This is a genomic window from Serratia proteamaculans (assembly GCF_949794035.1).
Lineage (GTDB): Bacteria > Pseudomonadota > Gammaproteobacteria > Enterobacterales > Enterobacteriaceae > Serratia > Serratia proteamaculans.
The window spans coordinates 2,795,424-2,817,066 of record NZ_OX461105.1 but is presented as its reverse complement, the minus strand read 5'-3'; the positions used below and the strand labels follow the sequence as shown (position 1 = coordinate 2,817,066).

At 58.1% G+C, this 21,643-nt stretch carries 19 protein-coding genes; 8 read left to right on the top strand and 11 right to left on the bottom strand.

Translation table 11 applies throughout. From position 1 onward, the window contains the following. Positions 1-26 precede the first annotated feature (26 nt). The 5 genes from QOT07_RS13135 to QOT07_RS13115 are packed head-to-tail and all read right to left on the bottom strand — an operon-like array spanning position 27 to position 4,767. Positions 27-1,187 (bottom strand): branched-chain amino acid ABC transporter substrate-binding protein, encoded by a 1,161-nt coding sequence (locus tag QOT07_RS13135; protein ID WP_283603326.1) that lies wholly within the window; start codon positions 1,185-1,187, stop codon positions 27-29. Positions 1,188-1,221: 34 nt separating this feature from the next. After that, on the bottom strand, positions 1,222-1,935 hold the full coding sequence (locus tag QOT07_RS13130) for an ABC transporter ATP-binding protein (protein WP_207976639.1): 714 nt from the start codon (positions 1,933-1,935) through the stop codon (positions 1,222-1,224). After that, complete coding sequence (locus tag QOT07_RS13125; RefSeq protein WP_085116920.1) at positions 1,928-2,698, bottom strand: ABC transporter ATP-binding protein; 771 nt, start codon at positions 2,696-2,698, stop codon at positions 1,928-1,930. Before QOT07_RS13125 ends, QOT07_RS13130 begins: the two co-directional genes overlap by 8 nt. After that, the gene (locus QOT07_RS13120) at positions 2,695-3,807 is read right to left on the bottom strand and encodes an ABC transporter permease subunit (RefSeq protein WP_085116919.1); all 1,113 of its coding nucleotides are present in this window, start codon (positions 3,805-3,807) and stop codon (positions 2,695-2,697) included. Before QOT07_RS13120 ends, QOT07_RS13125 begins: the two co-directional genes overlap by 4 nt. Positions 3,808-3,816: 9 nt before the next feature. After that, positions 3,817-4,767, bottom strand: a complete 951-nt coding sequence (locus QOT07_RS13115) for a branched-chain amino acid ABC transporter permease (protein ID WP_085116918.1) — start codon at positions 4,765-4,767, stop codon at positions 3,817-3,819. Positions 4,768-4,860: 93 nt separating this feature from the next. Here QOT07_RS13115 and QOT07_RS13110 point away from each other — a divergent pair, with 93 nt between their 5' ends. The 3 genes from QOT07_RS13110 to QOT07_RS13100 all read left to right on the top strand — a co-directional run bounded on the left by QOT07_RS13110 (position 4,861) and on the right by QOT07_RS13100 (position 8,215). Next, on the top strand, positions 4,861-5,877 hold the full coding sequence (locus QOT07_RS13110; protein ID WP_283603325.1) for a LysR substrate-binding domain-containing protein: 1,017 nt from the start codon (positions 4,861-4,863) through the stop codon (positions 5,875-5,877). 54 nt (positions 5,878-5,931) lie between these two features. Then, complete coding sequence (locus tag QOT07_RS13105; RefSeq protein WP_262260438.1) at positions 5,932-7,812, top strand: potassium transporter Kup; 1,881 nt, start codon at positions 5,932-5,934, stop codon at positions 7,810-7,812. A 100-nt stretch (positions 7,813-7,912) separates the two neighbouring features. Next, on the top strand, positions 7,913-8,215 hold the full coding sequence (locus QOT07_RS13100; protein WP_261426529.1) for a cupin domain-containing protein: 303 nt from the start codon (positions 7,913-7,915) through the stop codon (positions 8,213-8,215). Here QOT07_RS13100 and QOT07_RS13095 read toward each other — a convergent pair whose 3' ends face one another. Beyond that, positions 8,216-8,809, bottom strand: coding sequence for a TetR/AcrR family transcriptional regulator (locus QOT07_RS13095; RefSeq protein WP_207976646.1), 594 nt, complete (start codon positions 8,807-8,809; stop codon positions 8,216-8,218). A 141-nt stretch (positions 8,810-8,950) separates the two neighbouring features. Between QOT07_RS13095 and QOT07_RS13090 the strand changes: the two genes are divergently transcribed. The 3 genes from QOT07_RS13090 to QOT07_RS13080 are packed head-to-tail and all read left to right on the top strand — an operon-like array spanning position 8,951 to position 11,830. After that, complete coding sequence (locus tag QOT07_RS13090) at positions 8,951-10,006, top strand: sugar phosphate isomerase/epimerase family protein (protein ID WP_219016328.1); 1,056 nt, start codon at positions 8,951-8,953, stop codon at positions 10,004-10,006. Between the two features lie 29 nt (positions 10,007-10,035). After that, positions 10,036-10,932 (top strand): alpha/beta fold hydrolase, encoded by an 897-nt coding sequence (locus QOT07_RS13085; protein ID WP_283603324.1) that lies wholly within the window; start codon positions 10,036-10,038, stop codon positions 10,930-10,932. Next, the gene (locus tag QOT07_RS13080; protein ID WP_283603323.1) at positions 10,922-11,830 is read left to right on the top strand and encodes an alpha/beta hydrolase; all 909 of its coding nucleotides are present in this window, start codon (positions 10,922-10,924) and stop codon (positions 11,828-11,830) included. The genes QOT07_RS13085 and QOT07_RS13080 overlap by 11 nt, the downstream gene beginning before the upstream one ends. 47 nt (positions 11,831-11,877) lie before the next feature. On the opposite strand, the gene QOT07_RS13075 is transcribed toward QOT07_RS13080, so the two are convergent. Then, entirely contained in the window at positions 11,878-13,311 is a 1,434-nt protein-coding gene (locus QOT07_RS13075) for an NAD-dependent succinate-semialdehyde dehydrogenase (protein ID WP_283603322.1), read from the bottom strand. A gap of 214 nt (positions 13,312-13,525) precedes the next feature. Here QOT07_RS13075 and QOT07_RS13070 point away from each other — a divergent pair, with 214 nt between their 5' ends. Both QOT07_RS13070 and QOT07_RS13065 read left to right on the top strand, forming a co-directional pair. After that, on the top strand, positions 13,526-14,353 hold the full coding sequence (locus QOT07_RS13070; RefSeq protein WP_283603321.1) for an AraC family transcriptional regulator: 828 nt from the start codon (positions 13,526-13,528) through the stop codon (positions 14,351-14,353). Between the two features lie 83 nt (positions 14,354-14,436). After that, positions 14,437-15,402 (top strand): DMT family transporter, encoded by a 966-nt coding sequence (locus QOT07_RS13065; RefSeq protein WP_283603320.1) that lies wholly within the window; start codon positions 14,437-14,439, stop codon positions 15,400-15,402. Between the two features lie 30 nt (positions 15,403-15,432). Here QOT07_RS13065 and fusA read toward each other — a convergent pair whose 3' ends face one another. The 4 genes from fusA to QOT07_RS13045 form a co-directional block, all read right to left on the bottom strand. Next, on the bottom strand, positions 15,433-17,538 hold the full coding sequence (gene fusA, locus QOT07_RS13060) for an elongation factor G (RefSeq protein ID WP_099062973.1): 2,106 nt from the start codon (positions 17,536-17,538) through the stop codon (positions 15,433-15,435). Between the two features lie 257 nt (positions 17,539-17,795). Further along, positions 17,796-18,833, bottom strand: coding sequence for an ABC transporter ATP-binding protein (locus QOT07_RS13055; protein ID WP_261426535.1), 1,038 nt, complete (start codon positions 18,831-18,833; stop codon positions 17,796-17,798). Next, positions 18,830-20,413 carry an ABC transporter permease gene (locus tag QOT07_RS13050; RefSeq protein WP_283603319.1) on the bottom strand — a complete coding sequence of 528 codons (1,584 nt, stop codon included), beginning with the start codon at positions 20,411-20,413 and terminating at the stop codon, positions 18,830-18,832. The genes QOT07_RS13055 and QOT07_RS13050 overlap by 4 nt, the downstream gene beginning before the upstream one ends. A 33-nt stretch (positions 20,414-20,446) precedes the next feature. Beyond that, positions 20,447-21,463, bottom strand: a complete 1,017-nt coding sequence (locus tag QOT07_RS13045) for an iron ABC transporter substrate-binding protein (protein ID WP_219016320.1) — start codon at positions 21,461-21,463, stop codon at positions 20,447-20,449. Between the last annotated feature and the right edge of the window lie 180 nt (positions 21,464-21,643).

Here is a 21,643-nt window from a genome sequence, read left to right as displayed (position 1 = left end):
CTTGCTCCTCATTGCCTTGCGGATGGTTATGGTGCTTTTGCGCCGCCCAGTACGCTTTGCGGCTGCCATTTGCCGTCAACCACCCGGTAAAGGGTGAAGCTCGGCTGTTGCAGGTTGCCCTGTGCGTCGAATGCAATGCTGCCGGTGACGCCCTGATAATGAATGGCGCGCAGCTTCGGCAGATAATCGGCCGGATCGGCGGACCCCGCCTGTTCGATGGCGGCAATCAATACCCGGGTGGCGTCGTAGGCGAACGGCGCATGCAGTTCGATATGGGTTTTATAGCGGTCACGGTAGGCCTGCCCAAAGGCTTTGCCGCCCGGCATCTGTTCCAGCGGCAGGCCCGGCTCCAGTGCCACCACGCCTTCACCTTCTTTTTGTGCCAGCGTCAGGAAAGTCTGGCTGACAAAACCGCCTGCGCCCATCAGTTGAGTGTTCATCCCCAGTTGTTTGATGCGGCGGGCCAGCGGGGCGGCCTGCGAGTCCACACCGCCGAAGAAGATCAAATCGGCGTTCTTGCTGCGCAGGGTGGTCAGCACCGCACTGAAATCAACGGTTTTGTCGTCGACATACTCCCGCGCTACCGGTTGGACGCCCTGAGCCGCCAGTGACTTGATAAACTCATCTGCCAGCCCCTGGCCGAACGCGGTGCGATCGTCAATCACCGCAATGCGTTTGGCTTTCAGTACCTTGACCGCATATTCACCGGCATAATTACCGCCGTCATCATCATGGCCCATCACGCGGAAGCTGGTATCGAACCCTTGCTGAGTATAGCCGTGGCCGGTGGCGACCGGTGCGACCTGAGCAATACCGGCGTCGTGGTAAATGCGGGCCGCCGGAATGCTGGTGCCGGTATTCCAGTGCCCGACCACGCCGGCGACGCCTTCGTCCACCAGGCGTTGGGCTACCGCAACGGCGGTACGCGGATCGGACTGATCGTCCTCGGACAGCAGTTTAAAGGTGACCGGCTGGCCTTTCAGCATCGGTTTCTGGGCATTGGCATCGGCGATCGCCAATTGCGCGCCATTCTCCAAATCCTTGCCAATACGGGCGGAAGGGCCGGTCAGCGGGCCTGCCAGCCCGATCAGAATAGTTTCATCGGCCAGAACCGGCGATGCCGCGCCCAGGTTGGTCAGAATAGCGGCGGCCAGCGCCAACGGCTTCAAGCGAGTTATCTTGTTCATGTAAAACTCCCGGAGTGATTAAAAGTAAAAACGGTTATTCGCCCAAATAGGCTTGTTTGATTTTTTCATCATCCAGCATGTCGGCAGAGCGGCCACAGTGGCTCAGACTGCCGCTGTCCAATACATAGGCACGGTCAGTGGATGCCAGTGCCAGTCGGGCATTTTGTTCCACCAATAGTAGCGTGACACCGTCACGAGAAAGGTTTTTGATGACCTCAAAAATGGCTTCAACCACGATCGGTGCCAACCCCATCGAAGGCTCATCCAGCACCAACAGGCGCGGACGGCTGAGTAACGCCCGACCGATGGCCACCATCTGCTGTTCACCGCCGGAGAGCAGCCCGGCCTGCTGTTGCAGCCGTTCACGCAGACGCGGAAAAAGAGTACAAACCTGTTCCAGATCCTGGCGTACAGCCGGTTTGTCACGGCGTGAATAAGCACCAAGCTGCAGGTTTTCCCGCACTGTCATACGGGCGAAAATACCGCGTCCTTCCGGGACCATCACCAGGCCCTGTTGCAATAAGCGATGCGGTGGCATACCGCGAATAGAGCGCCCGTCGAACAGGATTTCCCCTTCGAACGGTTGCAGGCCGGTTAGCGCACGCAGGCTGGAAGTTTTGCCTGCACCGTTGGCACCGATCAAGGTCACCTGTTCGCCGCTGTTTACCGTGAAATCGATGCCTTTAACCGCATGAATACCACCGTAAGACACTTTTAACTGTTTGACTGTCAATAAGGGTTCAGACATGAGCCGACCCTCCCAGATAAGCGCGGATCACCGCCGGTTCACGCCGTACCTGTGCCGGTTCGCCTTCGGCGATCACCTTGCCGTAGTCGAGCACCGTCAGGCGATCGCACAGTCCCATCACCAGCTTGACGTCGTGTTCGATCAACAACAGGGTTTTGCCACTCTCGCGGATACGTTGCAGTAGCTCGCGTAGCGCCACCTTCTCGGCGGCGTTCATGCCGGCTGCCGGTTCATCCAGCGCCAGTAATTTAGGTTCGGTGGCCAAGGCTCGGGCGATTTCCAACCGGCGCTGGTGGCCATAGGAAAGATCGCCGGCGCGGTAATGGGCGAACTGACTAATGCCGACGTATTCCAGCAGCGCGTGAGATTTCTCCCGCGTGGCGTGTTCTTCCTCGCGGGCGCGCCGATGGCGTGAAATTGCCGCCCACAGACCGTTGCGGGTGCGCAGATGGCAACCGACCATCACGTTTTCCAGGACGCTCATTTCATTAAACAACCGCAGGTTCTGGAAGGTGCGGGCGATACCGGCCTGTGCCACCTTGTCGATGGCCTGCGGCTTGTAGCGACGATCCTGCAGGCGAAACTCGCCGCTGTCGGCGCGATACAGGCCGGTGATCAGGTTGAAACAGGTGGTTTTGCCCGCACCATTTGGGCCGATCAACCCGTAGATCTCGCCCTGACGAATACTGATGCTGACGTCATCCACCGCGGTTAGCCCACCAAAGTTTTTACTGACGTGACTGAGTGTGAGAAGTGGCGTCATGAGGCGGCTCCCGGTTGATGACGTGCCGGCCACAGGCCCGCCGGGCGATACAGCATCACCAGGATCAGTGCCAGCCCATAGAACAGTTGGCGAATAATCTCGGGGTCAATCCACACCTGACCGAATAGCGCCTGTTGCAGGGGGCCCATGGTGCTGCGCAGCAGTTCTGGCAGGGCAGCCAGCAGCAATGCGCCGAGGATCACGCCGGGTATGTGGCCCATACCGCCCAACACCACCATCGCCAATACGGCAATCGACTCTTGCAGGGTGAAGGATTCCGGTGAGACAAAGCCCTGAAACGCCGCAAACAGTGCACCGGCGACACCGCCAAAGGTGGCACCGATGGCGAAAGCCAGCAGTTTGAAGTTACGGGTGTTGATGCCCATCGCCCGTGCCGCGTCTTCATCTTCGCGGATAGCGGTCCAGGCGCGGCCAACCCGCGAATGCTGCAGGCGCAGGCAGATAAACAGGATCAGCAACAGCAGGGCGGCGAACAGGTAGTAATAGAGATACAGGGATGAAAAACGGATGCCGAACCACGAATGCATACCGGAAAACTTCAGGCCGAACAGCGTGACCGGATCGATAGCGGAAATCCCCTTTGGGCCGTTGGTGATGTTGAGCGGGCGGTCCAGGTTACGCATCAAAATACGCACGATCTCACCGAAGCCCAGCGTGACGATCGCCAGATAGTCCCCACGCAGCCGCAGCGTGGGCGCTCCCAGCAGAATGCCGCACAACGCGGCCAGCAACGCGGCCAGTGGGATCAACAACAGAATCGACAGATGCAGCCCCTCCGGGAACCACTGCAACAGCAGCGGAAATTGCTGAGTGAGGTGCGGTGATGAAAGCAGTGCGGTCAGATAGGCGCCGACCGCGTAAAAAGCGATAAATCCCATGTCCAGCAGGCCGGTGAGGCCGACCACAATGTTCAGACCCAGTGCCAGCATCAGATACAGGAGCGCGAAGTCGATCACCCGTACCCAATAGTTACCGCCGACGGACCCGGCCACCCAGGGGGCCAGCAGCAGGCCGAGCATAAACAGAGCCACACCAAGTCTGGCGCGGTGCGGGGAGGCGGTGTGCAGAGTCTCGGTCAGAATAGTCATCTTGTGTCCTCAGGCGCGAGTGGCGACGCGTTCGCCCAACAGCCCGGATGGGCGCAATACCAACACGGCAATCAATATCAGGAAGGCAAATACGTCCTGATAGTTACTGCCGAAGGTGCCGCCGGTCAGTTCGCCGAGATAACCGGTGCCCAGTGCCTCAAACAGCCCCAGTAATAATCCGCCGAGCATTGCACCGCGCAGGTTGCCGATACCGCCCAGCACAGCAGCAGTAAAGGCCTTGATGCCCGGCAAGAAGCCCATGGAGAAACCGGCATTGCCATAGTTGCTGGCCATCATGATGCCCGCCACGGCCGCCAGTGCGCCACCAAGGGCAAAGGTCAGAATGATGATACGGTTGGGATCGATGCCCATCAGGCCGGCGACCTGCGGGTTTTCTGCCGTGGCACGCATGGCGCGGCCAAAGCGCGAGTGCTCGACCAGCAACAGCAACCCGGCCATCACCAGCACCGCGACCACCAGCGTGGCGATACCGGTACCGGTGATCACAGCGGGCGCGTGTTCGGCGCTACCCTGGGTCAGGGCGATAGGTGACATTGGCAGCAGTTGCGGGAACATTAACGGGTTACGCGACCAGATCAGCATCGCCAGTGTTTGCAGCAGTAGCGATACGCCAATCCCGCTGATCAGCGGTGCCAGACGCGGGGCATTCCGCAGGCGGCGGTAGGCCAGCCGTTCAATGCTCATCGACACCAGCGCGCAGACCGTCATGGCAACCAGCGCCGCCAGCAACAGCATGATGTAGGGTGACAGGCCAGGGAAATGATGTTGCAACACGCCGAGGGTGGACAGGGCGCTCAGCGCGCCGACCATCAGCACATCGCCGTGGGCAAAATTGATAATACGCAGAATGCCGTACACCATGGTGTAACCCAGGGCGATCAACGCATAAATGCTACCGAGCATCAGTCCGTTGACGGTCTGCTGTACCAGCGTATCCATAGGGAGAGTCCCGAAAAATAATGATTCAGGAAGCTCAGAGTAGAGAGTTAAAGAAAATTGTAAAATACGTAAATATAATTTCTTATACAAAAAATGTGTGTTTTTAATTTATTGATTTATTTGTATATTAATTTTAAACCGTCACCGATATTTAGCCAAAATAGTCAACATATGAAAAAAACAGAACAATGCGTCACATCGTTGCCTAACGATCCACCGCTGCGTGCAGTGCGGGCGTTTGAGGCTATCGCCCGTCTGGGCAGCATTACCGCTGCTGCCAAAGAGCTGGCGATATCCCCGTCGGCGGTCAGTCATCAGCTCAAAACGCTGGAGGCCTTTCTGCAAATGCCGCTGACCGAGCGGCAGGGCCGTAACCTGATCTTGCGTAACGAAGGACGGGATTATTACCGCTCGATCCGCTCGGCGTTTAACGTATTGCGTCAGGCGACCGAGCAGGTGCGCGAGCAATCGGCTTCCCGGCAGGTCACAATCAGCCTGATCCCGCTGTTCGGCATGGGCTGGTTTATTCCGCGTTTGCACGGATTTTTGCGTGAGAACCCGGATATTGACATCAATGTGGTGTACGCCAACCACCGTAATTACCTCAGTGACGCCGCCGATATTTCGATTCGTTTTGGCGCCGGGCAATGGACCGGTTATCGCAGCGAAAAACTGATGTCCGGCAAAATGGTACCGGTATGCAGCCGGGGGTTTATCAAGTTGCACGGGTTGTTGGACACGCCGGATCAGCTTTCGCCACTGTCGCTGCTGCATGACGAAGAACGCACCACCTGGATGCAATGGTTTCAGTTGGCCGGAGTCCGGCGGCCGCTGCGCAGTACCGGCCCGATGTTTGAAGATGGCTTGCTGACGTTGGCGGCGGTACAGGCGGGTTTGGGCTGCGCCCTGATGCGTGAGCCGTTGATCGCGCCTTATCTCAGCAGTGGCGAATTGATTAAACTGTTTGATCTGGCGATTGATGACGGCCGAGATTATTATCTGTGCGTAAGGCAGGACACTGAACTGTCGCCGGAGGGACTGAACCTGCAACGCTGGTTACTCAAAGAGGCCGGGCCTGAGTGCAATGGGCCAATAAAGGACTCACGCTAACTGCCTGAATTGACTATGCTGGTTTTATCCTAATGGCTTGGTCAGGAGCTCTCAATGAGCACAGGGAACGAACCGGAAAAGACGCCCAAAATGAGCCTGCCGCTGCTGGCCGGCGGCGCACTGGGGGTGGTGTTTGGCGATATTGGCACCAGCCCGCTGTATACCCTGAAAACCGTGCTGTTTCTCTCCGGTGATGCGCCGTCCACGCCGGTGATCCTCGGCCTGTTGTCGCTGATTTTCTGGACGCTGGTGATTGTCACCTCGCTCAAATACGCCATGTTCGCCATGCGTATCGATAACCGTGGCGAAGGTGGCATCATGGCGCTGATGTCACTGTTGGTCAGCAAGAAAAAAATCCGGCCAATGGTAGTGTTTGCCGGTCTGTTCGGTGCGGCGCTGATCTACGGCGATGGGGCCATCACCCCGGCGATCTCGGTACTGTCGGCACTGGAAGGGTTGAACATCGTGTTGCCCGAATCGCAGCCTTATATCTTGCCGGCGGCGGTGGTGATCCTGATCAGCCTGTTCGCCATTCAGCCGTTGGGCACCGCGCGCATCGGCAGGGTTTTCGGGCCGATCATGGCACTGTGGTTCTTTTCTATCGCCGCTCTGGGCATCTGGGGCATTATTCAGCATCCGGCCGTCTTGATGGCGTTGAACCCGCTGTACGGCATCCGATTCCTCTTCTCTAACGGGCTAACCAGCTTCCTGGTGTTGGGCGGCGTTTTCCTCTGCGTGACCGGGGCAGAAGCGCTGTACGCTGACATGGGGCATTTCGGTAAAAAACCGATTTGGCTCGCCTGGTTTGGCATTGTTTTTCCCAGTCTGTTACTGAACTATGCCGGGCAGGCCGCACTGATCCTCTCCGGTGCTGACGTCACCCAAAATATCTTTTTCCGCCTGTGTCCGCCGGTGCTGCAAATTCCGCTGGTGATTTTGGCGACCCTGGCCACCATCATCGCCAGTCAGGCGATCATCAGCGGGGCCTTTTCCATGACCCGCCAGGCGATCCAGCTGGGTTGGTTGCCACGCCTGCGAGTCAAACAGACCACCGAAGAGAGTTATGGGCAAATTTACATCGGTGCCATCAACTGGTTGCTGATGGCGGTGACGGTATTTCTGACCGTGTTCTTCAAATCCTCCGATAACTTGGCCGCCGCTTACGGCATTGCGGTTTCGCTCACCATGATCATGACGACCGGGTTGCTGTTTGTGGCGATGCGTGAGGTGTGGCGCTGGGGAACGATCGCCAGCCTGCTGGTGGCCGGCGGTTTCTTTATCGTCGATCTCAGCTTCTTGCTGGCCAACCTCAGTAAAGTGATGCAGGGCGGGTATGTTCCGCTGCTGCTGGCCACCCTGGTGTATGGCGTGATGTTGATCTGGCATCGCGGGGTGATCGCAGCTTCCCGTACGCTGGGCGAAAAGAGTCTGCCGCTGGCGGATTTTCTGGCCCAGCTCGAGCAGCAGAATATCCCCCGGGTTCCGGGCACCGCAATCTTTCTTACCCGAACCCTGAGCGGCACGCCGCCGGTGATGAAATGGCACGTCAAGCGTAACGGGTCGCTGCATGCCAATGTGCTGGCGCTGCATATCATGATTGTTAACGAGCCCCGGGTGGCAAACGCTGAACGGTTGGTAATGCGACAACAGTCTCCAGGATTTTGGTGTGGCGTGGCGAGCTATGGCTTTATGGAGCGCCCCCATATTCCCCGCTTGTTGCAGCATGCCGAGGCGCAAAAGACCGGGTTGAACTTTGGTGATGCCACCTATTATCTGGGGCATGAAAGCGTGGTGCGCCGTGAAGCTAACGACAGATTGCCGGCCTGGCAACGCAACATTTTTTCACTGATGGTGCGTAACGGTATGCACGTGACGGATTACTACTATTTGCCGAGCGACCAGGTGGTGGAAATCAGCCGCCGGGTGCCGGTGTGAGCCGTTTGGCTATAGGTTAAAATCAATGGTTATTTAGCCGTCGGCGAATGAGAAGGTAAATTGCCGTGGCAGCGATGGTGCTGCTTACGGATGAAGCCTAATGTCATTATTCGATCTTACTGCGTTGGCCGGCGATTTACCGCAGGCATGGCGATCCAGCGTGCTTGGGCGCGTCGGCCCAGCCAATATCAAAGTATTGCGGATGGATCAGCGTGAGATTGCCGATGAAGTTCATGACTATCACGAAGGATTACTGGTGATCTCCGGGCAACTACGGATTGAAGTGCAGGGCGAAGAGATTAGAGTGAACGCCGGGCAACTGTATCAGGCCGCGGCCGGTGTGCCTCACCGGGTGCTGGCAGGTAGCCACGGCACCCTGGTGATATTTGATTTGCCGGAATGATTAACCGCCGCTTTCCAACGCCAATAGTGCAATCCTGACCGCGGCCTCTAACCGGGCGCGGCTGACGCCATCGCGCGCCTGCACCGACAGACCGTGCAGGAAGGCGGCAAAATAGTCACCGAGGGCATCAGCATCGGTCTGTGGTGGTAATTCGCCGGTGGCTACGGCGGCACGCAGTTGGTCAATAATCCCCTGGGTGCGCAGCAGGCGGTGCTCCGCCAACCAGTCTTTGATGCCGCTGTTTTCGTCACTGACGCTGGCGGCGGAAGAGACCACCATACAGCCTTGCGGCAGGTCCGTGCGGCTGTAGAGCATCACCGCGTCGTTCAACAAGCGTTTTATCGCCACGCGAATGCTGCTTTCCTCGCTGAATGCGCGATCGGCAAAGCCGCCCTCATGACTTTCGTAGCTGGCCACCGCTTCGCGGAACAGTAACTCTTTCGAACCAAACGCCTTATAGATACGTGCGGAGGCAATGCCCAGTTCGGCGACCAAATCCGACAGTGAAGTGCCTTCATATCCCTGACGCCAGAATAGGTCGCGTGCTTTCAGTAACGCCTGTTCGCGGTCGAATTCGCGCGGTCTGCCTGCCATTCCTCTGCTCCTGTTAACCTGTTGCTCTGTGAAACAGGATCGCTTAAATCCACTGTAATACCAACGAGTTTTTAAAATTCGCTTGCTGATATATTCATTTAAGCCTATTGTTTGTCAATCGACAACCAATAGGAGTTTAGGATGAAAACCATGAAAGGTCCAAGCCTGCATCTGGCACAGTTCAGTGACGATGCCGCCCCCTTTAACAGTCTGCCGGCTATCGCCCACTGGGCGGAAAAAACCGGTTTTAAAGCGCTGCAAATCCCGGCGTGGGATCGTCGCCTGTTTGATTTGGCCACCGCCGCAGAAAGCCAAACCTATTGCGACGATCTGGTCGGCATGCTGGCAGAGCACGGGCTGGTGGTCAGTGAACTGACGACCCATATTTTTGGTCAGTTGATGGCGGTTCATCCGGCCTATGACGCACTGTGCGACAGCTTTGCGCCACCGGAACTGCATGGCAACCCGCAGGCTCGTGGCGAGTGGGCGCACCAGCAGCTGCTGTTGGCCGCCAAAGCCTCTGCACGGCTGGGGCTGAGTGAGATGGGCACCTTTTCCGGTTCGCTGGTCTGGCCCTATTTGTTCCCATTCCCGCAGCGTCCGGCGGGGCTGATCGAAACGGCGTTCGATGAACTGGCCAAACGTTGGCTGCCGGTGCTCAATGCCTGCGACGAGCAGGGGGTAAATCTGTGTTATGAAATTCACCCCAGTGAAGATCTGCACGACGGCGTGACCTTCGAAATGTTCCATCAGCGCGTCGGGGGCCACCCGCGCTGCCAGATCCTGTTCGACCCGAGTCACTTCGTGTTGCAACAGCTGAACTATCTGGATTACATCGATATTTATAAGGACTTCATCCGCATGTTCCACGTCAAGGACGCCGAGTTCAATCCGACCGGGCGACAGGGCATTTACGGGGGTTATCAGTCGTGGACCGATCGCGCCGGGCGTTTCCGCTCGTTGGGGGACGGTCAGGTGGATTTCAAAGGCATTTTCTCGCGGCTGACTCAGCATGGATACGCCGGTTGGGCGACGCTGGAATGGGAATGCTGCCTGAAACATCCGCAGGATGGCGCACGTGAAGGTGCCGCCTTTATTCGTGACCACATCATCAACGTCACCGATAAAGTGTTTGATGATTTTGCCGGTGCGCCGGTTGACCAACAACAAATTAATGCCTTGCTTGGCCTGCGTTAAGCCAGGCCCTTTCACCACGGAGAACACCAATGACACTGCAAAATAACGGGTCCATGCTGAATGGACCTGAACCCGAACACGTCTATGCGCGGGTAAATGGCAACCGTATTCACTGTGTGACGCTTGGCGAGGGGCAGCCGGTATTGCTGATCCCTGGCTGGCCGCAAACCTGGTACACCTGGCGGCATGTGATGCAGGCGCTGGCGGCGGCAGGCTTTAAGGCGATAGCGGTGGATCCGCCGGGTATTGGCGATTCTGACAAGCCTTACGGCGGTTATGACACCGGCAGCGTGGCCGCCACGCTACACCAGACCATGCTGCAACTGGGTCATCCGCGTTATCAACTGGTTGGCCATGATATTGGCATGTGGATCGGTTATGCGATGGCGAGTGATTTTCCGCAGGCGGTAACGGGACTGGTACTGACGGAAGCGGTGATCCCGGGGTTGGCCCCGGCGCCACCGATTTTTGTGCCGGCGGAGCAAAATATTTTCCTTTGGCACTTCATGTTCAACCAGCTGGCAGACCTGCCGGAGGCGTTGACGTTAGGGCGTGAGAGGGAGTATCTCAGCTATATCTTTAACCGCTGGTCCTACCGGCGCGACAGGGTGGCGGCGGAAACTTACATCGCGGCCTATTCGGCACCGGGCAGCCTGCGGGCCGGATTTGATTACTACCGTGCCATTCCGGAAACCATTCGGCAAAACCAGCGCCGCGCTGAAACTCCGCTCGGTATGCCGGTGATGACCATTGGTGCGGAACATGCAACCGGTGATGCGCCCTTTGTTACCTTACGGGATAACGCCGTTAATCTGCGCGGTGAGACGGTCGCCGACTGCGGCCATTTCATTACCGAAGAGTGCCATGAGGCATTTATCGCCCTGGTGGTGCCTTTCTTGCTGGGGAGTCAGCCTGATGCCGCTTGATCCACAGATTGCCCGTTTTCTGGCGGAAACGGCGGGGGTCGCAGCACCGGCTTCCCTGGCGGAGATGCGCGCCGCCGCAGAGGCCGGGCTGTTGGCATTGCAGGGCGAGGGGGAAGCCAGCGGCGGTGTCAGGGATGGGACGGTGACCGCCAATGACGGGCACGAGATCGCCATTCGCGCCTATATGCCCCTGGGGGCGGCAGCGGATGAACCGATGCCTGCGATGCTATACGCCCACGGCGGCGGTTGGTGCCTGGGCTCGCTGGCGTTATATGACCGACCTTGTCAGGCGCTGGCTAACGCTAGCGGGCGGCTGATCCTGTCGGTTGATTACCGACTGGCACCGGAGCACCCTTATCCACGGCCGTTGGAGGATGTGTATCAGGCGCTGTGCGAGGTGGTTGAACGGGCCGATGAGTGGGGGATCGATGCCTCGCGGATTGCGGTGGGGGGTGACAGCGCCGGGGGTAATCTGGCGGCAGCCGTTACGCTGTTGGCCCGTGACCGGGGTGGCCCATCGATTGAGCATCAGCTTTTGCTGTATCCGGCGTTAAGCCGTGCGATGGATACGGCCAGCTATCAGCAATATGAACAGGGTTTCTTTTTGACGCGCGAGGTAATGGAATTTTGCTGGCACCAGTATCTGGCTGAAGAAGTTCAGGGGCACGAACTCTACGCTGAACCCTTGCATGCCGCGACGTTGCGGCGATTACCCCCGGCGACCATTTTGAGCTGCGAGTACGATCCATTACGCGATGAGGCTGAGCATTATGCGCAGCGGCTGCGGGAGGATGGGGTAGAGGTACGTTGTGAGCGGTTACCGGGCATGGTGCATGCCTGCATTCATATGCTGGGCTTAACCCCGGCTGCGCGAGTGTTATTCGATAAGGTTGGTTGAAAAAAATGCCCCGTATAGAACGGGGCATTGGTCGTTGCCTGTGTTAATTATCGACCGGCGACGGTAACAAAGCGGGTTTCCAGATAGGATTCGATGGCTTCGCTGCCGCCTTCGGTACCGTGACCGGAGTCTTTCACGCCGCCAAACGGCGTTTCCGGTAGGCCGAAACCGATATGGTTGATGCTCAGCATGCCGCTTTCCACATCACGCCCCAATGCCGTTACCGTAGCGATGCTGCGGCTGTAGGCATAGGCCGCCAGACCATAAGGCAGGCGATTGGCCTCGGCGATGGCTTCCTCGTAGGTCGCGAACGGACGCAACAGGGCGACCGGGCCAAAGGGTTCTTCCGACATTGCCCGGGCGCTCAGTGGCACGTCGCGCAACACCGTCGGCTCAAAGAAATTACCGGGGCCAGCTACGCGCTTGCCGCCGGTAGTGGCTTTGGCACCCTCGGCGATAGCATCTTTCACAAAGGCCTCAATGGCGTCCACGCTGCGTTGTAGCACCATGGGGCCCATGGTCACGCCTTCCTGCAAACCGTTACCCATTTTGATTTCACGCACCGCGGCGGTGAATTTCTCGACAAAGGTTTCATAAACGCCTTGCTGGATCAGGAAACGGGTCGGGGCAATGCACACCTGCCCGGCGTTACGGAACTTGGCCAATGCCAGTTCTTTGGCGGCCGCATCGAGGTCGGCATCGTCAAAAATCAATACCGGCGCGTGACCGCCCAGCTCCATGGTGGCTTTTTTCATATGCTGACCGGCCAGTGCCGCCAGATGTTTGCCGACGCGGGTTGAGCCGGTGAACGAGATCTTGCGAATGGTCGGATGCGGGATCAGGTATTCTGAAATTTCCGCCGGGGTACCGTACACCAGCGCGATCACGCCGGCTGGAACGCCTGCGTCGGCAAAGGCTCTGATCAGCTCCGCCGGTGAGGCCGGGGTTTCTTCCGGCCCTTTGATGATGATTGAGCAACCCGCGGCCAGCGCGGCGGACAGCTTGCGCACGATCTGGTTAATCGGGAAGTTCCACGGAGTAAAGGCCGCGACTGGCCCTACCGGCAACTTCAGGGTTTGCTGCTGAACGTCCCGGCTGCGGGACGGGATGATCTGGCCGTAGGTACGGCTGGCTTCACCGGCAAACCAGTCAATCACGTCCGCCGAGTTAAGAATTTCGACCTTGGCCTGCGCCACCGGTTTGCCCTGTTCCTGGCTCATGATCGCGGCGATTTGCTCTGCCCGTTCACGAAACAGTGCAGCGGCCTTACGCATCAGGTTTGCCCGCTGGTAAGCGGAGGTTTCACGCCAGACTTTAAAACCGCGTTCGGTCGCAGCCAGCGCCAGATCGAGATCGGCCGTGGTGGCATGTGCCACGCTGCCAATCACCTCATCGGTAGCGGGGTTGGTGACCGGCGTGGTTTTGCCGGCCACTGCGTTGCGCCATTGTCCGTCGATATAGAGTTGAGTATCTGGATACATTGTTGCCTCTTACTTTCAGGGGGGTTAAAGACGGTTTCCCACTCTGTGGCGGGATAATCAACAGGTCGGCGCTGACTTGCAGGCACCAGACGCTGGATAAAATACCCTACGCGCAATGAGCATCAGCGTCCAGAGCACCGCGTGCGCCACTACTCAAAGCCCGTCGCTTTGACTATCATACAGCCACGAGCGGCATTGAAGCAGGGTGGTACGGGTGCAGGGTGTTCCACAACAGTTTCCCTTTGAAAAAGACAGCGCGCAGTTCCGGCAGTTATCACAGGTGCCGGGCGTAGAGCTTTATCACGCCCATATTGAGCGTTATGCCTTTGAACCGCACACCCATAATGCCTTTGCCATAGGTACCGTCGATTTTGGCGCTGAGCGTTTTCGCTATCGTGGGGCGCAACATCGGGCGGCACCGGGTTCACTGGTGCTGATGAACCCGGATGAGCTGCATACCGGCGAGGCAGAAACCGCCGGCGGCTGGAATTATCGTATGCTTTATCTGGAACCAGCCACGCTGGAGCGGCTGTCCGGCGAGCAGGGGTTCTGGTTCACCGATGCGGTACGTCAGGATCCGCAGGCGGCGCAGCAATTGTCGGCCACGCTGGCGGCACTGTGGCAAGCCGATGACGCACTGACCATTGACCACCTGTTACTGCAGGTGATTGCCATTTTTCGCCCGCATATTCAGGCCGCCCGGCCGCTGAAGGCGGAAGCCGCGCACCGTTTTGATATCGTCAAAAGCTATCTGCAGGATAACTTCGCCACCGTCATTACGTTGGATCAGTTGGCGGCACTGGTTTCCCTCAGCCCCTATCATTTCCAACGTAAATTCAAAGCCGAATACCATGTATCCCCTCAACAGATGCTGATGGCGATCCGTCTGTCACAGGCCAAACAGATGCTGGGGCGTGGTATGCCTGCGGCGCAAGTGGCGGTGGCGGCGGGGCTAACCGATCAGGCCCATTTGACCCGGGCTTTCGCCAACCGTTACGGTGTCACGCCAGTGCGTTACCAAAAACAGGTTACGGCCCGCTAAAACAGCAACCTGCTACAATATTCCTTCGCCAAAGTCGGCTAGCCTGACCCCAGGTTTTATTCACGGGTTCTGATGGAGTCACTATGTTTGCTGGCGTGTTATTTGCCCTGTCTGCGGGCTTGATGTGGGGCTTGATTTTTGTTGGCCCGGTGCTGATCCCGGAATATCCGGCGGCGTTGCAGTCTACCGGCCGCTACCTGGCCTTTGGCCTGATCGCTTTGCCGCTGGCGTGGCTGGATCGTCGGCGACTGAAAAAGTTACGGCGTAACGACTGGCTGGAGGCGCTGAAACTGACGGCGATCGGTAACCTGCTGTATTACCTGTGCCTGGCCAGCGCCATTCAGCGCACTGGAGCACCGGTATCCACCATGATTATCGGCACGTTGCCGGTGGTGATCTCGGTGACCGCCAACCTGTTTTACAGCCGACACGACGGACGACTCTCCTGGCGCAAACTGACACCGGCGCTGATATTAATCGCCTGTGGACTGGCGCTGGTTAACGTTGCCGAACTGCAGGGCAATAGCGCACCGGTTGACGTCTGGCGTTATACCAGCGGGCTGGGGTTGGCGCTGGTCGCCGTGGCATGCTGGACCTGGTTCCCCCTACGCAATGCCCGTTGGCTGCGGGAAAACCCTAACCAAAGGCCTGCCACCTGGGCGACCGCGCAGGGCCTGGTCACCTTGCCGTTGGCGCTGGTCGGTTATCTGTTGGTCTGCGGCCAACTGGCTCTGACCCAACCGGCGTTTGCGTTGCCGTTTGGACCAAGGCCGGAGGTGTTTTTGCCCTTGATGATCGCTATCGGCATGCTGTGTTCCTGGATAGGTGCGCTGTGCTGGAATGAGGCGAGCCAGCGCTTGCCGACGGTGTTGGTGGGGCCGTTGATCGTCTTCGAAATTCTGGCGGGGTTGGCTTACACCTTTATGCTGCGTCAGGCCTGGCCGCCGCTGTTGACGCTGGGCGGTATTGCCTGCCTGATTATCGGGGTGGTGTACGCGATGCGGATTAAGCCGCAGCCGGTGGTGGTGTCACTGGCCGCGAAAGAGTGAAGCCTGCCGTGGGAGCGGCAGGCGATGAGGTTATTTTTTACTGTGGTGAATGATCTCTTCAGCCACGTTGCGCGGCGCTTCGGCGTAGTGGCTGAATTCCATGGTGTAGGTAGCGCGGCCCTGCGACATTGAGCGCAGAGTGGTGGAATAGCCGAACATCTCGGACAGCGGAACCTTGGCGTGAATTTCTTTACCGCCTCCGCCCGGGATATCTTCCATTCCCTGTACCATACCGCGTCGTGACGACAGGTCGCCCATCACGCTACCGGCGTAGTCCTCGGGCGTTTCCACCTCTACCGACATGATCGGCTCGAGGATCGCCGGGTCGGCCTGGCGGCAGGCTTCTTTAAAGCCGAAGATCGCCGCCATGCGGAAGGCCTGTTCCGAAGAGTCGACGTCGTGGTAAGAGCCGAAGGTCAGGTGCACCTTGACATCCACCACCTGATAACCGGCCAGTACGCCGTTACTCAGCGCCTCCAGCAGGCCTTTTTTCACCGCCGGGATAAACTCACCCGGGATCACACCGCCCTTGATCTCATCTAAAAACTCGAAGCCTTTGCCCGGTTCATTTGGCTCAACCGTCAACACCACGTGACCGTACTGGCCTTTACCGCCAGACTGGCGCACAAACTTGCCTTCCACGTCGGTAACGCGTTTGCGGATAGTCTCGCGGTAAGACACCTGCGGTTTGCCGGTGGTGGTTTCCACACCAAACTCGCGGCGCATGCGGTCGACGATGATCTCCAGGTGCAATTCGCCCATGCCGTAAATAATGGTCTGGCCGGAGTCCTCGTCGGTGCGCACGCGGAACGACGGATCTTCGGAGGTGAGTCGCTGCAGCGCAATGCCCATTTTCTCCTGATCGGCTTTGGTTTTCGGCTCGATCGCCTGTGCGATCACCGGTTCCGGGAAGACCATTTTTTCCAGCGTGATGATGGCCGCCGGATCACACAGCGTGTCGCCGGTGGTGACGTCTTTTAGCCCCACGCAGGCGGCGATATCACCGGCGTGCAGTTCCTCGACATCCTTGCGATCGTTAGCGTGCATTTGCACGATGCGGCCGATGCGCTCTTTCTTGTCTTTTACCGGGTTGTAGACGCTGCTGCCTTTGGTCAGTACGCCGGAATAAACCCGCACAAAAGTTAGCTGGCCGACGAAGGGGTCGGTCATCAGCTTGAACGCCAGCGCCGAGAATTTTTCATCATCGGCGGCACGGCGGATAACGATATTGTCGTGCTGGTCATGGCCTTCCATTGGCGGAACGTCGAGCGGTGAGGGCATCAGTTCGATTACCGCATCCAGCATGCGCTGCACGCCTTTGTTACGAAAAGCCGAGCCGCACAGCATTGGCTGGATTTCACCGGCCACGGTACGCAGGCGCAGACCACGGACGATCTCTTCTTCGCTCAACGGCACCTGATTGAGGTATTTGTCCATCAACTCTTCCGAGCCTTCGGCGGCGGCTTCGATCATTTTGTCTCGCCATTCCTGTGCGGAATCGCGCAGCTCGGCGGGGATCTCTTCAAAGCTGAAGCTCATACCCTGGGACGCCTCGTCCCACAGGATGGCTTTCATGCGCACCAAATCCACCACGCCGGTGAAATGGTCTTCGGCACCAATCGGGATGACGATCGGTACCGGGTTGGCTTTCAGGCGGTCGATCATCATTTTGCGCACGCGGAAAAAGTCAGCGCCGACGCGGTCCATTTTGTTGACGAACGCCAGCCGCGGCACCTTGTATTTATTGGCCTGACGCCAGACGGTTTCTGACTGTGGCTGTACGCCGCCCACCGAGTCATAAACCATCACCGCACCGTCCAGGACGCGCATGGAACGCTCGACCTCAATGGTGAAGTCCACGTGCCCCGGGGTGTCGATAATATTGATGCGGTGCTGCGGATAATTATGCTGCATGCCGTTCCAGAAACAGGTGGTCGCCGCCGAGGTAATGGTAATCCCGCGTTCCTGCTCCTGTGCCATCCAGTCCATGGTGGCGGCGCCGTCGTGCACTTCGCCCAGCTTGTGACTGACCCCGGTGTAAAACAGAATCCGCTCGGTGGTGGTGGTTTTGCCGGCATCAATGTGCGCCGAGATGCCGATATTGCGGTAGCGTTCGAGGGGGGTAGTACGTGCCATAATTAACCTTTCTTAGCCGCATTAAAGAACAGCGGCTCAAACAGTATGAATAATTATGATAATCCTCTGTGGGTTATCTCCGGACGGGCGAATGATTACACCGGTCACAGACTAATCGTAGTTGATGAAGGGGGTTTTCGTACTCGATGGCTGCGATAGGTTATAGCTTTCCTATTGGCGGGGAAGTTGGCGGCTAATAAAGTTTGCGTTGGCCAACTGGCCTGAATAGCCGGGGCACCAAAGTGCCCCTTGCTGTATTACTCGGCAAAGATATGCGCCTGACCGATGATATTCAGACTGACGTGAGAACCGGCGCGAATACCTTCACGGCTGACGGTTTTAATCTCGATTGCGGTATCGCTGCCGGTCATGCGCAGGTTTAAGGTGGAGACAAAACCCGCGAAATCGATACTGGTCACCATCGCCTGGCTCTGCTGCTGTGCCTCGCACTGGCTGATTTGGATCTGTTCCGGACGCAGCATGATGCGGGCAGGGCCGCGGCGCTGATGATCGTCCACGGCAATTCGCCCGAGCACGCAATCGGCCCAGCCTTGTTCAAGCTCGGCGGAAAGCACCAGCGTCTCGCCTAAAAAGGTGGCGGTCGGCTCGTCCACCGGGCGCAGATAGAGATCCTGCGGCGGTCCAACCTGCGCCAACCGCCCGTTGCGCATCACCGCCACCTGATCGGCAAACGACAGGGCTTCGGTCTGATCGTGGGTCACCAGAATCGATGCGACTTTGGCCTCGGCCAGCAATTCCGCCACGGCTTTGCGGGTTGCGGCGCGCAGGCCGGTATCCAGCGCGGAGAAGGGTTCGTCCAGCAACATCAGCTTGGGCTGCTGAGACAGAGCGCGAGCCAGGGCCACCCGCTGTTGCTGCCCACCGGAAAGCTCGTGAGGCCACAATGCCCCCAGACGACGATCCAGCGCCACCATCTCCATCAGCGCATCAATACGCAGTTGCTTGTCGCGCTTGCTGCCTTTCAGGCCGAAACCGATATTGCCGGCTACGGTAAAGTGCGGGAATAACGCACCGTCCTGCGGTACAAAACCTATGCCACGCAGGTGTGCCGGTACCCAGCCACTGCCGTTGGCCATCGGTTGGCCCTGCAGCATCACCTGGCCGCTGTCCGGTATTTCAAAACCGGCAATGATACGCAGCAGGGTGGTTTTCCCTGAGCCGGAAGGGCCGACAATCGCGGTGCGGCTGCCCTGTTCCACTCGCAAGTCAACATGCTCCAGCACCTTGACCGAGTTATAGGATTTACCGATGCCTTGCAGTTCAAGCGTGCTCATAATCCCGCCGTACGTTTGGATTGAGAATAAAGAAGCCAGGTCAGTGGCAGAGACAATGCCACCATAATCAGGGCGTAGGGCGCGGCCGCCACATAGTCAATTTCGCTGGTCAGCGCCCAGAAGCCGGTGGCCAACGTACGGGTGCCGTTGGGGGCCAGCAGCAGCGTCGCGGTCAGCTCATTGGAGATTGCCAGAAACACCAGCGCCGCACCGGCGGCGGCGCCAGGCGCGGCCAGACGCAGCGTGGTGCTCCACAGCGCCTGTGCCGGTGAGCGACCCAGGCTGCGGGCCACATTTTCCAGTTCTACCGGGGCCTGAGCAATACCGGCGCGCAGGTTGATCAGGGCGCGTGGCATAAACATCAGCAAATAGGCCAGCAGCAGAGTGATTTCAGTCTGATAAATAGGCCGGAAGCTGTGAATGGTGATGGTCACCAGCGCCAACGCCACCACAATGCCGGGCAGCGAACTGGTGACGTAATTGCAGCCTTCCAGCACCCGATACAATCGGGCCGGGTAGCGTACCGACAGCCAGGCCATCGGGATGGCGCACAGGGTGATCAACAACGCACCGCTGGCGGCCAGTGACAGCGTTTGCAGCAATGCCGGCAGCAGTTCGGCGTTGCGCCATACTTCGATCCCGCCCAGGGTCAGCCAGCGGGCTAGCGTAATAAAGGGCACGCCCAGCGCCAATGCGGTGAGAATCAGGGGCAGCAGCAGGCCGAACAGGGTAGCGAGGGGGCCAAGGCGATAGGCCGTTTGACTGCGCGCACTGCCGGAACCGACGCGGGCATAACGCGCCCGGCCGCGGCTGGCAGCCTCCAGCATCAGTAACCCCAGACAGCACAGCACCAGTACCCCGGCCAGCATATTGGCCGCCGGGCCGTTAAAGGTGGACTGGAACTGATCGAAAATGGCGGTGGTGAAGGTGTCAAAGCGGATCATCGCATACAGGCCATATTCGGCCAGCAAATGCAGCGCGATCAGTAGCGAACCGCCCCAAATCGCCAGTTTGAGCTGCGGCAACACCACGCGGAAAAATACCGCCAGCGGTCGCGTGCCGAGCGAAGTGGCAACGTCTTCAATACCGGGATCCAACCGGCGTAATACCGCAGCGGCCGGCAGATAAATAAACGGGAAGTAGGCGATGACCGAAATGAAGACTCCGGCACCGAGCCCATGCATTGAGGGCACCAGGCTGATCCAGGCGTAGCTTTGCACGAACGCCGGAACTGCCAGCGGCGCGGTCGCCAGCAGTGACCAAATGCGACGGCCCGGCAGCGAAGTGCGTTCGGTCAACCAGGCCAGCGTCACCCCCAGAATGGCGCAAATCGGCAACGTGAACACCACCAACAGCAGGGTATTCAACAGCAGTTCGGCCACCCGGGGGCGGAATACCAGCGCTTTCACCGTTGACCAACCGGTTTCAAACGCCACGCTAATGACAAAACCCAACGGCAACAACGCCAACAGGGAAAATAAAATGGCGGCCGCGACGATAAACAGCCCTGGCCGTTGATGGCGGCGGGCCGAAGCATAGCGTGGCGCCGTGCCTGCGGCGTTGAAACCGATATTGGACATAGGGTTAAAAGCTCTCTGTACTGATCAACCGGCTTACATCAACCCGGCTTCGGTCATCAATTCGACCACTTTTTTGCCATTCAGCGCGGAAGCGTCAACTTTTGGCGCGTCCAGCTCTTTCAGCGGAACCAGTTTCGGGTTAGAAGCCGCGTTGACGCCAACCGCATATTCGAAGGCGTTGTTGGTGCGCAGGATCTCCTGACCGTTTTTACCAGTGATCCACTTAACGAACTCTTGTGCCTGCTGTTGGTGCTTGCTGGAGGCCAGCACACCGCCACCGGAGATGCTGACGAACGCGCCCGGATCCTGGTGTTTGAAGTAATAAAGCTTGATATTTTTACTGTTCTCGCCGGTTTTGGCACCGTCGACGAACGGATAATAGTGGTAGATAACGCCGCTGTCGATTTGGCCGGCATTGACCGCTTTCATCACGGTGCTGTTGCCTTTATAGGCGGTGAAGTTGGTTTTCATCGCTTTCAGCCATTCCAGCGTGGCTTTTTCGCCTTTCAGTTCAAGCAAAGCACTGACAATTGCCTGGAAATCCGCCCCGGAAGGCGAGGCAGCCCAGCGGCCTTTCCATTCTGGCTTGGCCAGATCCAGCAGCGATTTGGGCAACTGCGCTTCGGTCAGTTTCGCCGGGTTGTAGACGAACACCGTTGAGCGGGCGGCTATGCCGATCCAGCGGCCGTGCTGCGGACGGTATTGCGGTTCAACCTGCGCCAGCGTGGTGGCATCCAACGGGGCAAACAGTTTGGCGTTATCCACCAACACCATCGCCGGGGAGTTTTCCGTCAGAAACACGTCGGCAGGGGACGCGCTGCCTTCCTGCACCAGTTGGTTGCCCAACTCACTGTCGCCGCCGTTACGCAGGGTCACTTTAATGCCGGTGTCTTTGGTAAAGCCATCCACCCAGGATTTCACCAGGTTTTCGTGCTGGGCGTTATAAATAACAATGCCTTCATCCTGGGATGCCGCATTGGCCGACAACGCCAGCATCATGGACGACGCCAACAGGGCAATCGGGCCGAGAGAAGAAAAACGCAGCTTCATACAGTCATCCTTTTTTATTGAGGGAGTGCAGAGAAGTACAGTCAACAAGGCCTGACGGGCGTCGGGCTGCCCTGATTGTATATAAGAACATTAATAATGATAGTGAAAACGATTCGTATTAATTTATTTTTAGATTTCGCTCACTAATTATCTTGTCTTAAGGAAAAATTAAGTTTCGCC